We start from the raw sequence: 14,751 nt of genomic DNA, 5'->3' as shown, positions 1-14,751 counted from the left end.
GGGCCGAGCACCCATTAACGTGAATGGGGATGCTATGGCTATTGACTTCTCCCCTCTCCCTCTCACTGTTCACTTTTTATTTTGCTTACAAAATAGGTTTATTTAATCCAAGTGAAGGAAATAGCTGGTTTTGGAAGGTCAGGGTAGAACGCTGACCTTAGTTTATGACGAATAAAGGGGAGCAAGTATTATCCTTACTGGTCATACCTGCTGGAGCATGCTATTTTTGGTTTCACGGCATCGCATGAACAAACAAATGAAACTTCACATACTTAACGGCTACATTCAATTTATTTACCTGATAGAAGATCATCACGGCTTAATGTTGTTAGATGGGTGTAGCCGGGCAGATGTTAAGCAAGTATGTAAGTTTATCAAATATGAACTAGAGCGCCCATTGACCGACTTAAAGCTTATTGTTGTCACACACATGCATCCTGATCATGCAGGTGGTGCGCATAAGTTACGGGCTATCACGCATGCGAAAATCGCTGCGCATCCCGGCACCCGAACCTGGTATACCGGAATCGCAGGACGCACCGCTCATGCAATAGATGTTGCCCTTACTTGGTGGGTCGCGGGGAGATTAGGTAAACCGAAAAGAAAAGTGTGGTACCCGCCGCTTTTACAGCCTGATATTTTGTTACAGGAAGGTGATACCTTACCTGAGTTTTCCGATTTTAAGGTGCACTATACGCCAGGTCATACGAATCACGATATTTCCGTTTTACATGTACCGACCCAGCAACTATATGTAGCTGATTTGGTGGTGAAGGTCAAAGGTGAGCTAGTCCCCCCCTACCCCCTCTGTCACCCAAACCAATACAAACAGTCATTAGAAAAAGTCGCATCAATGAACGTGGAAACCCTCTATTGCGCGCACGTTAAGCCTATAAAAAATCCTTCTCACATACTAAGTGGAATGTTAGAAAAAGCGCCCAGTTTTCCCAAAAATCATTGGTATTCATTTAAACGCCGAGTGATAGGTAAGTTGCGCTCAAGAGCTTAACTTAAGCTAAATAACGAAAATTAATCATCAAGTAATGTCCTGGTAGTGAGCGCTTCACACATGCATGCTCGCCCGGATATCGTTCATTGTGTATTTTAATTTACGTCGCTCCCATACGCCGCATCGCCCTGGCTCCACGCGCACCAGTTAAATGCTACGAAAACAAGCTTATCGTATATGAATGTGTATTGTTCGGGATAGCGCGCAGGCTGCCAATATTCTAGCTAGATATATAGTTGATTTTCGCTTGTATTAACTTATCCAAAAAACAACGTACCAATAGTCATGATCGAAAAATGATTAAAAAAAGTTCATTTTTTAGTTGAATTTTAATCAATCCGAAGTACTATTAATTGCAGGTGAAGCGTATCACCTACTACCCCTTATTCATGGATGAACAAGTATTTGCCTCTTTTCATCTGTGTTTATGAATAATTATAAAACAAATGGATTTTCCGATGAAAAATACGGTCATCAAATCAGTTTCTATTCTTCTTCTGACTGCATCAGGCGCGGCGTTTGCAAGCTGTGATGGTTTTACTTGTGAAGGCGTAACTAATACAGTGGTATCTACCATGAAAGCGTCTCCAGAGGGAACCTTCTTAACCTTTCCTGCAGGAACTGATGCGGCTCTGGATTGTGCTTTAAAGGATGGTAATAGTGGCATCCTTAACCAAAGCCACCCTCAATATAAAAGTATGCATTCCCTAATGTTAACTGCTGTGGCTTCAAACTTAGCCATCAAGATTAACTTCGATAGCCAAGCTCCAACCTGCACCATTAATACATTAGAACTAAACGTCGCTGAATAGAAAGTCCTTTACGTTACAAGGATAATAAAATGAAAACGTATATTTTCTGCATGCTCGCAGCTTGCGGACTTGGTATTACTTTGCCCGCAACAGCCACACAAATCGATCCCCTTCAACAGGCAGTATGGGTCGACCTAGAAGGCAACTATTATTATCAGGAACCTGTATCCATGGTCCCTGCTACAGAAGATGGAGCTGCGTCTGTCAGAGTATACGAAAAATTTCCTTATCGAAAAATTGTTAAAAGAGGCGATCAATACTTAATAGAAAACGTCACCATAGACAAATTTAGAAAGCTTAATTCAGAGCTTACTGAGCATGGGAAGCGACTAAGTGGTGATTTTGATGGTGATGGCAGGCCAGATCTCATTATTCAAACTTCAACAGGTGACGAAATAATGGTGTCAAATGGTTTAGCTAAACCATTTGATTTTACACGCGATATGTCAAACCTTGATAATGTTAAAGTTATCGATATGAACAGCGACTTCAAGGATGATTTGTTTAATGAAAGTACACAGACAGTTCAGTATGCAACCACTGAAGGCTTTACCCACGAAATCGGTACATCTGAATATGTTGGTGGACTAACCGGGGAAGGCAACGTATCTCCAAGTGGTGACTTCACTTATAATATTCCTATTACCCTCGCTGAATCGACAGGTGGACTGAAACCAAACATTTCACTTAATTATTCGAGCAATCCGAATAATGGGCATCTTGGTGTTGGTTGGGCAATAGGCGGTTTAAGTGCTATTTCTCGCTGTGAAAAGAATATTGAAACAGATGGTACGGTCAGTAAGGTCGACTTTTCTACTAATGACAGGTTTTGTCTGGACGGCCAGCGATTATTGGTTAAAAACGGGCAAACTTATGGCGCTAACAATGCTGAATACAGGACCGCACAAGACAGCTTCCAGAAAATAATCTCTTATCGATCGTCAACCTCTAAAGGGCCTGATCGGTTCGTAGTGTATGACAAAAAAGGGAATGTATTTCACTATGGTAAATTGGGTTCAAGCGAAAACGGTTTAATCAAAACGTCAAATAATAAACACTTCGCATGGGCGCTAAGAAAGGTAGAAGATGCATCCGACAACTACTATACCTTTTCGTATGACAAGGTCAGCGGTTCTTTAGAATATTACCCAACTCAGGTTAGTTATTCTGCCCACTCAACCCACTCCTATAAAAATAAAATTAAGTTTATCTATGAAGGTCGTCATGATGTATCAGAATCTTATATTGCAGGCGAGAAAAGTAGCGTAACTAAGCGTCTTAAAACCATTGAGTCTTATTACGGCAGCTCACTATTGCGAAAGTACAAGTTGAGCTATAAAAAAGATTTGGCTAGCTATGGTAATTCGGCATCGAGTTTGCTTGAAGCAATAGAAGCGTGTGATATTAACGATAAATGCTTAGCGCCAACCGTATTTTCATGGAACGCTAAAAGCTTAAATCAATCTTCATCATATCAAGACAAAGACTTTTCTCGCGAGAGCCGCTACAAAGGGCACCAATTATTAGATTTCAATGGTGATGGCTTACTCGACATTGCTTATGTCCGAAATGACCGGGGTAGCTCCACCGATCACCTATATCTGATAAGAAATAATGGTCAAACCTTAGATCACATTAAAACCTACAATGATATTGCCAGTAAATCCTTCCGTCGAACCTGGAAAGTCGTCGATTATGACAAAGATGGTGACGATGACATTATTTACTTACCCTCCACCTCTAATTACTGGAAAATAATCAAGCACACATCAGGGAATAACTTTAGTATTTCTACCCTAAGCACCTTACCCAAACCGAACAGTGATGCTAAATCACGCTTTGTTGATATGAATGCGGACGGCATGCCCGATCTTATGCATATCGTGGGTAATAAACTGACTATTCAAAAAGGAACAAAGACGGGGGTTTCGAGTACGCAAACCGGCGTAGAACTGTCATTAAAGAAGTACTATGCGAATTCTACTATATCGCTGTTAGATTACGACGAAGATGATAACACCTTTACCGCCACCGATTTCAATGGGGACGGTAAAGCTGACTTAATCGTGAAAGTTAATGAGCGCGTGGTGACCTATACTGAGCCAGGGTGTAATCCATTCCCAGACACGTGCCCGGAACCTTACAGAAAAGATCCGGTACCATCAATTCAAAAAGGACAGGTGTTAACGTCAACGAATGTTGTGACAAACTCTTTGAAAACGAAATATCGACAAAGTAACACTCCTATTCAGCTTGCCGCTAGAAAGGACCCCCCGATTAAAGCGACAAACAAAGGTCAGCTAACGCAGGCGAGCACTACAGTAAATAAAGGTGGATATTTGCCCTCCACAGAAGGGCTTAGTAGTCAGAAAGCGGCACAACTTCTAAACACATATCAAGAGCATGCGACCATCCAGTCTACCACTACCTCAAACTATTCAAGTTGGCGTATTGTTTTATCAGGTGATGGTTCAAGTGGAAAAATTAAGTTAAGCGAATATGTCAAACTGTGGTCGACCAGTCACGCTGAAAAAGTTATGCCGATTAATTTAAATGGCGATGGTTTAACGGATTTAGTGTATCGACGCAAGTCTGACAACATGTGGTTTGGTGTCATTAATAATGGAAATGGGTTTAATGCACCCATCCAGATCCGCAAAGACGAAGCTGACAATCTAGCGACCATGGATGTGGATGCCAATGGCACCACAGAAATCATATTCAAAGTTTCTTCGAATATGTATTTTATTTCCTATAAAAATGGCCAATTTACGCAGCATTATTATGGATATGATACTACAGATTATAACGACCTGAGTTTTGTTGATATGGATGGAGACGGCGTACAGGATAAATTTATTTTTAAGGGCCGCTCCCGCACAGATTTTCGCGATGATACAGGTGCAAATAGAATTGAAAAAGTTACAGATGGATTTGGTAATACGACGTCGGTCTTTTATCAAACCTTAAATTCTCCGCAGGTATATACCAAAGAGTCAAACGGAAATACCAAAAACTGGGGTAATGGCAGCCTGGTGACTGATTTAAAAGGTGCGGTGCGGGTCGTTAGCCGTCTGCATCAAAATGGTGATACATTGTCGTATCATTATACGGGGGGGAAAGCCCAAATAGGGCGTGGATTACTAGGATACAGAAAAGTAGCGATTAGCAGCGTGGCTTCTTCGTTACGTACCACTACAGAATATCGACAAGATGGTATTTACCGTGGGTCTCCTACAAAAGTAACCATAGAAGCCATCGTGAAGAACGAAGCGACGCAGCCCGACCCTTATCCAGAGCCTACTCCGTGCGAAACAAACCCCCGCTTATGTTCGGGCGACTTACGCTCGTTAAGTTTTGCGTCAACAGATAAGCAGTACGCGTCAATAGCCTCAACCTCATCGACTAATACCTATATTAGAAAAGCTGAAACGATATACGAATATGGGGTCATCACTAACAATAGCTTTACTATCGGCAGCAGAACCAAAGCGCAGTATGTTTACCCGAAAAAAACTACGCAATCAACCTACAATGTCGATAGCGTTGCGAATGAAAAGCTAGTGACGAAAATTTCAGAACTATCGGTGGATAGTTACGGTAATCCACTCACGGAAATGAAATACCATACGGATAAGTATGTGGTAACAAGAGAAACCAAAACGTCTCAATATTCTTATTCAAAGTATGGTGGCAGAGTTACCCAGGAAACATTGAAAAAAGAAAGAACGGATAAACGTGGCTCGTACACCTATCCGCAGCCAACACACACCCTAATTACCAAGTTTGGATACGACAGTCTTGGCAGACTATCATCAAGTACCGCGGATAACGGCGTTTTAACTTCTCTAGAGTTAAATAAATTTGGTTTAACCACCCAAAAGACTCTTTCCAAATCTGGGCTCTCCAATAGAGTCGTGTTTACCGGATACGATCTGTATGGACGTCATATTATTGAAAAGCGTAATGAGCTAGGTCATAAAACTAGGATCTATTACACGTCTAAAGGTCTTAAAAATTACGAAGTTTCAGCCAACGGCCAGCGTATTTATTATGAATACAATAGTATGGGACGCCAAACCGGTGAGGTGCGGACACCACAAAATAATACAAGTAAAACGGGCTCGTATGCACAGACCAGCAGTAAAGTACAGTACTGGTGTAAGGGCGTTTCGCACTGTCCATCATCAGCAGTTTACTATGAAGAAATAACCCAAGAAGGCAGCCCAACTGCGCGAACCTACACAGACAAACGGGGCAACGAAGTTCGCAGCGCGGGCCAAAGCTTGAAAGTAGGTACCTGGATTTATAAGGATACCGAATACGATTCTGCCGGACGTAAAATATCTGAATCCGTTCCTTACTTGAGTAGTGAGACATCACCACTGGTTTCTACTATTAAATACGATTCCCTCAATCGCGTAATTGAGATTACGCAAGCTGATGGTGGAATATGGGAAACTGAGTACGATGGCTTCAAAACGTCATCTACTAATCCAACTGGTCATGTAAACCATGAATTTAAAAACGGGTTGGGAAATGTAGTTGAAGTGCTCGATGCTAACGGTAAACGTGCGTGGTATCTGTACGATACGTCGAATCAACTGGACACGGTAACCGACCCAAATAGTAATCAAATTCGGGTCTACTACGATAAATATGGCAATAAAACCAAGATAATCGACCCTGATGCGGGGACGACAACATACGGCTACAACGCTTATCATGAGCTGACTTCGCAAAAAGATGCGAATAGCAATACCATTTCATTTCAATATGACAAACTCGGCAGGAAGATAAAAGAAACACGCAAAACCTCTACTGGCCACAAAGAACACGAGTTTGTTTATACCTATGACTCAGGTGCGTTTGCTTTAGGAATGGTGAGCAAAGTAGTAGACAATGTGTCTGGCTATCAGGAGCAGTTCTTTTACGACACCTTCAGCAGAGTAAAAGAAAAGCGCACTAGCTTTGATTCATTCAGCTATACCGAGAAGTCAGTATATGACGCTGCTGGTCGTCTTGCAGAAGAGATAGACGCGTCTGGACACGGCGTTAAACATATCTATAACGCGCATAACTGGGCCTATCAAATTCGCGATAAAGCCAGTAACGCCCTGTATTGGCAAGCACTAGAAGCAGATGGATTTGGGAAAATCAGTAAAGATAAGCTTGGGGGCGTCATTACCCGAACTATCGGACGTAATGCAGCCACAGGTTTAACTGAAACAATTAAATCAACCGCCGCAACCACCTTGCAAAACCTGCAATATGAGTGGGACAACAAAGGCAACCTTACCTATCGTCGCGACCTGTCAAAAGGTCTGCGCGAAGACTTTGTTTACGATGCACTTAATCGTGTGACCAAATCAACTGTTTCCGGCAAAACCTATGTAGTTACTGATATTAATTACAACGCCATTGGGAATATAACCAGTAAAAGTGGTGTGGGTACTTATACTTACCATACCAGTAAGCCTCACGCAGTAAAATCGGTCACTGGTACCATGGCAAATAGCTACACCTACGATGCCGCCGGTAATATTATTAATGACAATCAGCGTACGTTCGTTAACAACAGTTTTAATAAACCTGTCAGTATAGCAAAAGAAGGCTACGTGGTGGATTTTGCCTACGGCGTAGACGGTAAACGCTATAAGCGAAGTGAAATAGGCATGGGCAAAGGCACTTACGTGCCTATTCGAACCAGCGATATTACCACCTTTATACCACTTAGAACCGAAACTCATTATATCGGTAACGTCGAGTTTGTGCGTATCGCAGGGTCGAGCGACTGGCAAGCTAAACGCTATATTGGCGATAGCATTCTTATAACTCATGTCAAATCCAGTAAAACGGTTAATTACTTACTAACCGATCACTTAAATTCAACTCATGTTATTGCCAAGTCAAATGGTAGCAAAGCACAGGAGATGAGTTTTGATGTTTTCGGCGCCAGACGCGATGCCAATACCTGGGCCCGTGATCATAAGAAAATTATTAACTACACTAGCTCGCTCACGCTGCGCGGATACACAGGACATGAACAGCTAGATGAGCTTGGACTAGTGCATATGGGCGGCAGAATCTACGACCCAGTACTTGGCCGCTTCTTACAAGCTGACCCTGCAATACAGCAACCTTCCAACATTCAAAGTTTTAACCGCTATAGCTATGCCATGAATAATCCGTTGAATAAAACCGATCCGTCGGGATATATCTGGGTGACATTAGCGACCATGGCATTAAAGGCTATTGCTGCGCAGCTGGCGAATACAATGATTGCAGCCGCTATTAACTTTGCTCTTACCGCGTATCAATTCTATGGCTACTATCAATTAGCAAAAGGCGTGCTCACCGCTATAGAAGGCGGAGGAACCGCCATGGCTAACTTCGCGGGGGGCTTTGCCAAGAGTTATGTTAAGGGGATGTTGGAAAGTGCTGTGATACTTGGAGCTGGGATGGCTATTGATGCATCTCAAAAGCAGGGGAGCACTGAAGCTGATATACCGAACGCTAAAGGAAACGCCAATAGTTCACGGTGGACTGATCAAGAAGGTAACCCTACTGGCCCACCAGAAAGTTTTAATGGGACTGAGACTGCGAGTTTAGAAGGACCTTTGGTCGAAGCATTGGAAAGCAATCAAAATTCTACCACAAGGATACAGTTAGGTTATACAAAGGCGTCAGGGCATGGAGTCCATGGAAAGTATCACGCTTTTGTGATCGCAACGGATCCTGCTACTGGCGAGCAATACATTACCAGAGGTGGACCAAGTATGAGTGTACTGGGAGTAGCTTCTTCAGGGCCGGCTGGTTCAGCCGCCGCAGCTCTTGAAGTTGGCGGCGGACAGACTATAGCAGGATCTGGGTTTGGTAATGTAAAAGCTCAAAGTGGTGTTTGGAGTGAGTCGTTAGCATTTGATAGACCCTCCGACACAGTGCATATTCAAGAAGTGGGAAATATTTTAATGTCCTACAAACAAGTTGTTGCCAGTATGAACTCTTTTGCTGATATGGTAAATAAAGGCTCAATTGGATATTGGCCAACAGGTCCAAACAGTAATAGCTATGCTTTTTCCTTTGTTGAGGAATTAGGCTTTACTCGACCATCACCAGACTTGGGGGCCCCAGGTTGGGACAAACAGATGTAATATGACAAATCATATAATATATAAATTATGTGCAATATTTTTAATACTTTGCAGTTTTCAAGGTTGTAAGGGGGAGGCCGATTTGAAAAAACGTATCACTTCAGAAGTGGAAAGCAATTTACAAGTTGGCGACTCAACTACCGATATTGTCGAATTTTTGGAAAAACAAAAATGGATTTACGATTTTGATCGGCACTTAAATCGCTTTCAGGCACGTCTACCAGATAAAAACGCTGGTACAACATCTATTCACAAATATCAAATCTACCTTTATGTAGATGATGAAGGTAGATTTTCGCGATTCGATGTTGTTGATGTATTTAATAGTGTCTAACCCCCTAACATCGTACGCCTACTAATGCAGTATAAGTACAAATAAAATATGCAATAAAAATAATCTAAAAATAACAATTAGAAATTAAAGCGCATTATGTAAAGGGGCACAGTTTTATTTTAATTCAAGATTATACGTCCATAGCGATGCCGCTGGGAATATATGGGAGATCAACCCAACTATCGAAGGAGTATCGATAACCTCTTTAACCTTAATGAGAGGGGGCAAGAAAAAAATGCACTGGAATGGAAAAGCCCATATAAATCAAGGTTCGATATTATATAAATGGTTTTTAGTAGTTCTCATTATATTGACTATTTCCGGTTGTCACCTGAAAACGGTAGAACGCAGTAATTTGAAGCCAAAGGATTTTTTTTCTGATAAAGAAATTTTAGAGTTTGCAAAATATGTATCGAAAGAAAATGTTGAAAAAATTGATACATTGGCTTCACGTGGGATAGACGTAAATGCTGTCAGAAAAGACGGCATGACGTTATTATTCTACGCACTTTCTAAAAAAAATAAGAAAGCATTTAGCAAACTATTAAAACGGGGCGCTTCACCGAATATGCAGATAAAAAATGGTGATTCTGTAATGAACGTCGCGGCAGTACTTGATGACAATTTCTATCTAAAAGAAGCATTGAAGCATGGCGGAAATCCTAATGTTATTAATAGCAAGAGTCAGTTGAAAGTCACGCCCATTTTCGACGCTATATATAATGATAAGTTAAGTAACGTTAAAGTGCTCGTTGAAGCAGGGGCTGACTTAGAATATGAAAATTACAAAAAGCACACGCCGCTACTTTTATCTGCTTCGATTAATAATTGGGAGATCACTTATTATCTATTGTTGCAAGGGGCAAACTATAAACAAATGAGTGTTTGGAATACGGGTTTAGTGTTTCTTCTAGAAAATAACAATATTGGACGAGATGCAGAAATGTTTCCTTGGCGAGAGAAAGTGGTTGAATTTATCAGAGAAAAAGGTGTTGAAGTCAATCCTAGATCGCCCCTATGAAATGTTACTTGAACCACTCGTCTGATAAAGCCTTATAGGGCAGACAAACTGGTATGTCACCTCTCGTGATCTTGGAAAAAATTGCTCATTTGGGAACGTAAAAGTGAAATTGGAATAGACCGCGCACCCTATAGAAAATTTAAGCTGTTGGTAAAGTAAGTTGCGCAATTCATACTTCAGTTGCAAATTGGAGTTAGATATTTATTGTTGCATTAAATAAAGTGTGAATGCGTTTTAAAACTAAGTTCCAATTTTTATTTTTTGCAATGTAGCCTTATCGCAATAGTACACAAAAATGCACTAGTTACTTATGAAAGGTATCACCGAATGATGAAAAAACTAATTCTAACAAGCTTTCTGCTCTTAATGTCTTTGGCAGCACAAGCGGTGCAAGATATTGGAAAAATAAATCGCGTATATGTATTTAAAACCAGCTATGGATTCAATATGGGCACGGGATTTCCCACAGCATCAGCGGAATACGGATGCGAAGCGGCTTGGGGGTTTGCGAGAATCGAATCTGAAAGTGCGGGAAATACAAATAGTAAAGAAATGTACTCAGCAATATTGACCGCGTTTGCTGCCAATAAGACGGTAAAGGTTAATGTGGACGGCTGCGTAGGAAAACATTTTCGAGTAAGCGGTATTTATGTGGAAGATTAACCATACATAACGAGCAACACTTTATTCATTAAAAAAGAAGGAGAGGGTTACAATGAAGTATGTTTTAATTTTAATGCTGTGTTGTTTGGCAAATACAGTTCATGCTCAAGCCAAGTGGCACACATCGGAAATCGCTAAAATCTACCCTCATGCTGACGGTAGTTTCGTTTTAACATTCAAAACTAATTCACCAGACTGTACAAATTCTGTCCCTAACAAATATCATTATGTTCGGGCCGGGAATAATGGCGTCAATGCTGAGGGTGTCAAGGGAATGCTTTCGGTAGCCCTTACCGCCGCAACATTAGGTAAACCTGTATCGGTCAATTTCGATGCGGCAAGTTCCGCTTGTTACATTAATAGACTGCATATAGGTTTTTAAGGGGAAATTTTATGTTTAATAAGACAGTCATCACATCAATATTAGTATTAATCGCTGGCAATTCTATCGCGGGTGAATGGTCTTCCACCACTAATATTGATTGGCTTTACCCCACCACCACTGGACTGATATTTGCGACGAAAGATTATTCCAATACAGATTATAGCTCTTGTGATAATGGCCGCAGATATTTCATTAGTACTTCGCACGCAAACTACGAAACGTTATCAAGTTCAATGATGGCCGCCTTTATGGCTAATCGTAAAGTAAAGGTTAATATTGACGTTCCCCCACAGCCTTCTTGTTCGCCCACTATTAATCGGGCGATTATTTATAGTAATTAGTTTAGGAAGTTGAAGATAAGAGTTCAAAAATAAGAAAACTGCGTCATTTGCTAAAAACTATAGTGGCACTAGCTTTGCGAAACCCTGCGCGAGCCAGACACTAGATAGTCAGAATTGCTTCATCAATCAGATTAGAAGGGAGCTTCGACCTTTCTCAGTTTGCAAAAGGCTCTGGGAAATAATGCCTCTCTTCACTTCCATGAAAAATGTGATGTTTTCTAGATGCTCGCTTTTTTATTCCAACCTTTTACGATATTTAAAAACGTCATTAAGTACAGATTATTAATTTCTGCTATTTGGCTATAGTCACCCTGTAAGCAAAGCCTTACTCAATTAACTTACAAACAGGAAATAGTAAATGGAAATTTTAGAGTTAACCAATGACGAACTAGATCAAGTTAGTGGCGGCGCGTTCGGCGATTGGTCGATTAGCTGTTGTGAAGGAAACTTTTTCGGTGTGAATTTTTCTTTCGAATTGTTTTCATATTCAGGAACTTATAGTGGGGCTGGAACGCAATATAAGTTCAACCGTGCTTCTGCCTACAATCGCCTTTAAGTTTATGGGGCTCGCAGCTCCGCTTAAATCATGAATATTTATTATCTGTTTTTAGCCATATGCTTGGTACTAAGTTTATTGGTAGCTCATTTTTGTGCTTTGAAGAAATGTGCAGGAAATGACTGGTGGCGTGTAGCCGTTTCATTAATCGCTTTCTTTCTTATTATGCTGATGGTGAGCGCAATCCCTATCTTTAAACTTCCTCTCATCGTACAAAATCAGTGGTACAGCGCTTTGTTTTTCCGTTCCGTCATCGAAGAAATGGCTAAAATTGTATTTTGTTACGTGGTGTTTGAGACGCTAGAGAAGAAAAGAATTAAACGCGCTCTGTTAGCTTTTTGCGCGTTAGTGGCATTATATGAATCTTCTGAAACAGGTTTTCATATTACTAGCGCAATAGTGGAAGGATACTTATTTCTAACAGCGCAACCTAAACCGGATATTCCGCTTATGATAAATCAACTTCAGACTAAGCTTGGTTTTGCAGAGCTGTTTTTATTCGTAACCTTTCAGGTAATCCGTATCTACCTACATTTCTATTTAACCTATGTAGGGGTTCGTTTTCTAATGACGACATACCGCAGATGGCTTTGCGTAATGCCAATTCTCGCACATGGGCTGTTAAATCAGGCGATATTGTTTATTTCTATTCACATCGAAAACATGTTGGCTCAATTGATACTTCAGAGTCTAGGGGCATTACTAGTGATAGCGATTATGATTTGCTTGATAAAAAGGAATGCACCAGAGCCACAAAGTAGGTTAAATGCCACTCTTCGTATCAACTACAGCGATCGACTACACTCTCCCGAAAGGTATTAACTCTTTCCAGGCTTCGACGACCAAATGATAGTTAAGCATTAAACAGAGGTAAATTTCATCCAAACGTCCCCCGGGGTGATATCGAATTCTATTTTTCGAAAACCATATTCCCCCACATGGGCCACTGAAATTTCACCCCCGATACGATTGATTAAGTGTAGGCAGCGCGAATGTTTTTTTCTCCAATCGCGGGAAGAAATTCAGGCGTATTCGCTGGGGTTTCTATCTTTTTATCATATTGCCGCCACCACATACCTTAATCTGATATTCGGTTATTTTGGTGGCATCTTTAGCATCGATTGGTCGAACAATACGAAGCAGTCTTCAGCGAACCGCAGGTTAAGGTCGCCAGATGTGTTATTTGACTGTAAAAGAAGTGCATAGTGGCAAATTCCACCGATTAGCCTTACTGCGCGCCATCTCTTCTTTTAGCCTGCCACAAAGGGTACTGGCGGCTTCACGCGGGGTACATGGCCAAGCGTCAGTATATTTAGCTTTAGAACAAAAAAAGGGCATCGACTCATACGAGATTTTCGCCTACAGCCAGTGTATTTTTTATGTATACAATGAGATGGGGCAGCCAAGCTGGTGAAGTACGCACGCCACAAGAGAATGCGAGTAAAACAGGTTCGTACACTCAGACCAGCAGTAAAGTCCAAAGTACAGTACTGGTGTAAGGGCATATCGTACGGTACATTATCAGCAGTTTACTATGAAGAAATAACCTAAGAAGGCCGTCCAACTGCGCGAACCTACACAGACAAACGGGGCAACTAAGTTCGCAGCGCGGGTCAACGCTTGAAAGCGGGTACCTGGATATATAAAGATGCCGAATACGATTCTGCCGGACGTAAAATATCAGAATCCGTACCTTACTTAAGCAGTGAGACATCACCACTGGTTTCTACTATTAAATACGATTCCCTCAATCGCGTCATCGAAATTTCACAAGCTGATGGCGGTATAGGGAAAACTGAGTATGATGGCTTTAAAACGTCTTCTACTCATCCCACTCGTCATGTAAGCCACGAGTTTAAAAATGGATGGACAAGGTAGTTGAGGTGGCGGATGCCTAGGGTATTTACAGGTGGTGAATGCGGGTTATTATTCAGGGAAATCATTTAAAAAATTCGTCTCAGCCCCACTAGTGGCGGGTACAGGGATGGGGGGATAGCTCCAAGCGAGTGGGGTAAAAAATATAGATGGCAAAAGACTGGTGAAGGCTTATCGTGAATAAACTTACATTTTTTATACAAAGTACATTGCTAGTTTTAAGTGTGTCTGCTTGTGACTCTGCCAATCAAGAAGGGGTAGGTAGGCAAAATGAAAGCCTTTTTCAAAAAGATCTTTTTATAGACACCTCTATTAGCAATACGACTCTTTCAAAATTTAAGGGAAATTTTACGAAGCTAAAGCTCATTCAAAGCTTAAAGAGATTAAAAAACCGAGACAAAAATTTTAATAAGCTTCTGAAAGAATTTGAAGGAAATAGATTGAAAATCAATGCTATTTGGCAAGTTGAGGATAAAATTATGCTCTCCATCAGTTTGCGCAATGAATGGCATTTGGCAATTTCTAAGGCGTCAATCGAACACGACATTTTTCAATTACTAAACCTATCCATGATCAATCCAAGTTCAGGTATTGAGTAGTC

Annotated in this window: 12 protein-coding genes; all 12 read left to right on the top strand. The window is 41.1% G+C overall.

Features of this window, described 5'->3' with window-relative positions:
- The first annotated feature begins 256 nt into the window (after positions 1-256).
- The 12 genes from OPS28_RS04835 to OPS28_RS04780 all read left to right on the top strand — a co-directional run bounded on the left by OPS28_RS04835 (position 257) and on the right by OPS28_RS04780 (position 14,749).
- A complete protein-coding gene (locus tag OPS28_RS04835) occupies positions 257-1,009 on the top strand; it encodes an MBL fold metallo-hydrolase (protein ID WP_265608311.1) in 753 nt (250 codons plus the stop codon).
- Positions 1,010-1,467: 458 nt separating this feature from the next.
- A complete protein-coding gene (locus OPS28_RS04830; protein ID WP_265608310.1) occupies positions 1,468-1,821 on the top strand; it encodes a hypothetical protein in 354 nt (117 codons plus the stop codon).
- A gap of 29 nt (positions 1,822-1,850) precedes the next feature.
- Positions 1,851-8,975, top strand: a complete 7,125-nt coding sequence (locus OPS28_RS04825; protein WP_265608309.1) for an FG-GAP-like repeat-containing protein — start codon at positions 1,851-1,853, stop codon at positions 8,973-8,975.
- Positions 8,976-9,057: 82 nt separating this feature from the next.
- Positions 9,058-9,309 carry a hypothetical protein gene (locus OPS28_RS04820; protein ID WP_265608308.1) on the top strand — a complete coding sequence of 84 codons (252 nt, stop codon included), beginning with the start codon at positions 9,058-9,060 and terminating at the stop codon, positions 9,307-9,309.
- A 235-nt stretch (positions 9,310-9,544) separates the two neighbouring features.
- On the top strand, positions 9,545-10,330 hold the full coding sequence (locus OPS28_RS04815) for an ankyrin repeat domain-containing protein (protein ID WP_265608307.1): 786 nt from the start codon (positions 9,545-9,547) through the stop codon (positions 10,328-10,330).
- Positions 10,331-10,657: 327 nt separating this feature from the next.
- Entirely contained in the window at positions 10,658-10,993 is a 336-nt protein-coding gene (locus OPS28_RS04810) for a hypothetical protein (RefSeq protein ID WP_265608306.1), read from the top strand.
- A 52-nt stretch (positions 10,994-11,045) separates the two neighbouring features.
- A complete protein-coding gene (locus tag OPS28_RS04805; protein ID WP_265608305.1) occupies positions 11,046-11,375 on the top strand; it encodes a hypothetical protein in 330 nt (109 codons plus the stop codon).
- An 11-nt stretch (positions 11,376-11,386) separates the two neighbouring features.
- Entirely contained in the window at positions 11,387-11,719 is a 333-nt protein-coding gene (locus OPS28_RS04800) for a hypothetical protein (RefSeq protein WP_265608304.1), read from the top strand.
- A gap of 358 nt (positions 11,720-12,077) precedes the next feature.
- Positions 12,078-12,275 (top strand): bacteriocin, encoded by a 198-nt coding sequence (locus OPS28_RS04795; RefSeq protein ID WP_265608303.1) that lies wholly within the window; start codon positions 12,078-12,080, stop codon positions 12,273-12,275.
- Between the two features lie 30 nt (positions 12,276-12,305).
- The gene (locus tag OPS28_RS04790; RefSeq protein ID WP_265608302.1) at positions 12,306-13,097 is read left to right on the top strand and encodes a hypothetical protein; all 792 of its coding nucleotides are present in this window, start codon (positions 12,306-12,308) and stop codon (positions 13,095-13,097) included.
- Between the two features lie 798 nt (positions 13,098-13,895).
- Positions 13,896-14,153, top strand: coding sequence for a hypothetical protein (locus OPS28_RS04785; protein ID WP_265608301.1), 258 nt, complete (start codon positions 13,896-13,898; stop codon positions 14,151-14,153).
- 173 nt (positions 14,154-14,326) lie between these two features.
- Complete coding sequence (locus OPS28_RS04780) at positions 14,327-14,749, top strand: hypothetical protein (protein ID WP_265608300.1); 423 nt, start codon at positions 14,327-14,329, stop codon at positions 14,747-14,749.
- Positions 14,750-14,751: the final 2 nt, after the last annotated feature.

The organism is Alteromonas sp. ASW11-130, from assembly GCF_026183735.1.
Lineage (GTDB): Bacteria > Pseudomonadota > Gammaproteobacteria > Enterobacterales > Alteromonadaceae > Alteromonas.
This window is presented reverse-complemented; position numbering and strand designations above follow the sequence as displayed.

What these genes read in the sequence shown, in the direction of transcription:
- OPS28_RS04835 (WP_265608311.1), top strand. Translation starts at nt 257, where the DNA reads ATGAAACTTCACATACTTAACGGCTACATTCAATTTATTTACCTGATA.
- OPS28_RS04830 (WP_265608310.1), top strand. Translation starts at nt 1,468, where the DNA reads ATGAAAAATACGGTCATCAAATCAGTTTCTATTCTTCTTCTGACTGCA.
- OPS28_RS04825 (WP_265608309.1), top strand. Translation starts at nt 1,851, where the DNA reads ATGAAAACGTATATTTTCTGCATGCTCGCAGCTTGCGGACTTGGTATT.
- OPS28_RS04815 (WP_265608307.1), top strand. Translation starts at nt 9,545, where the DNA reads ATGCACTGGAATGGAAAAGCCCATATAAATCAAGGTTCGATATTATAT.
- OPS28_RS04810 (WP_265608306.1), top strand. Translation starts at nt 10,658, where the DNA reads ATGATGAAAAAACTAATTCTAACAAGCTTTCTGCTCTTAATGTCTTTG.
- OPS28_RS04805 (WP_265608305.1), top strand. Translation starts at nt 11,046, where the DNA reads ATGAAGTATGTTTTAATTTTAATGCTGTGTTGTTTGGCAAATACAGTT.
- OPS28_RS04800 (WP_265608304.1), top strand. Translation starts at nt 11,387, where the DNA reads ATGTTTAATAAGACAGTCATCACATCAATATTAGTATTAATCGCTGGC.
- OPS28_RS04795 (WP_265608303.1), top strand. Translation starts at nt 12,078, where the DNA reads ATGGAAATTTTAGAGTTAACCAATGACGAACTAGATCAAGTTAGTGGC.
- OPS28_RS04790 (WP_265608302.1), top strand. Translation starts at nt 12,306, where the DNA reads ATGAATATTTATTATCTGTTTTTAGCCATATGCTTGGTACTAAGTTTA.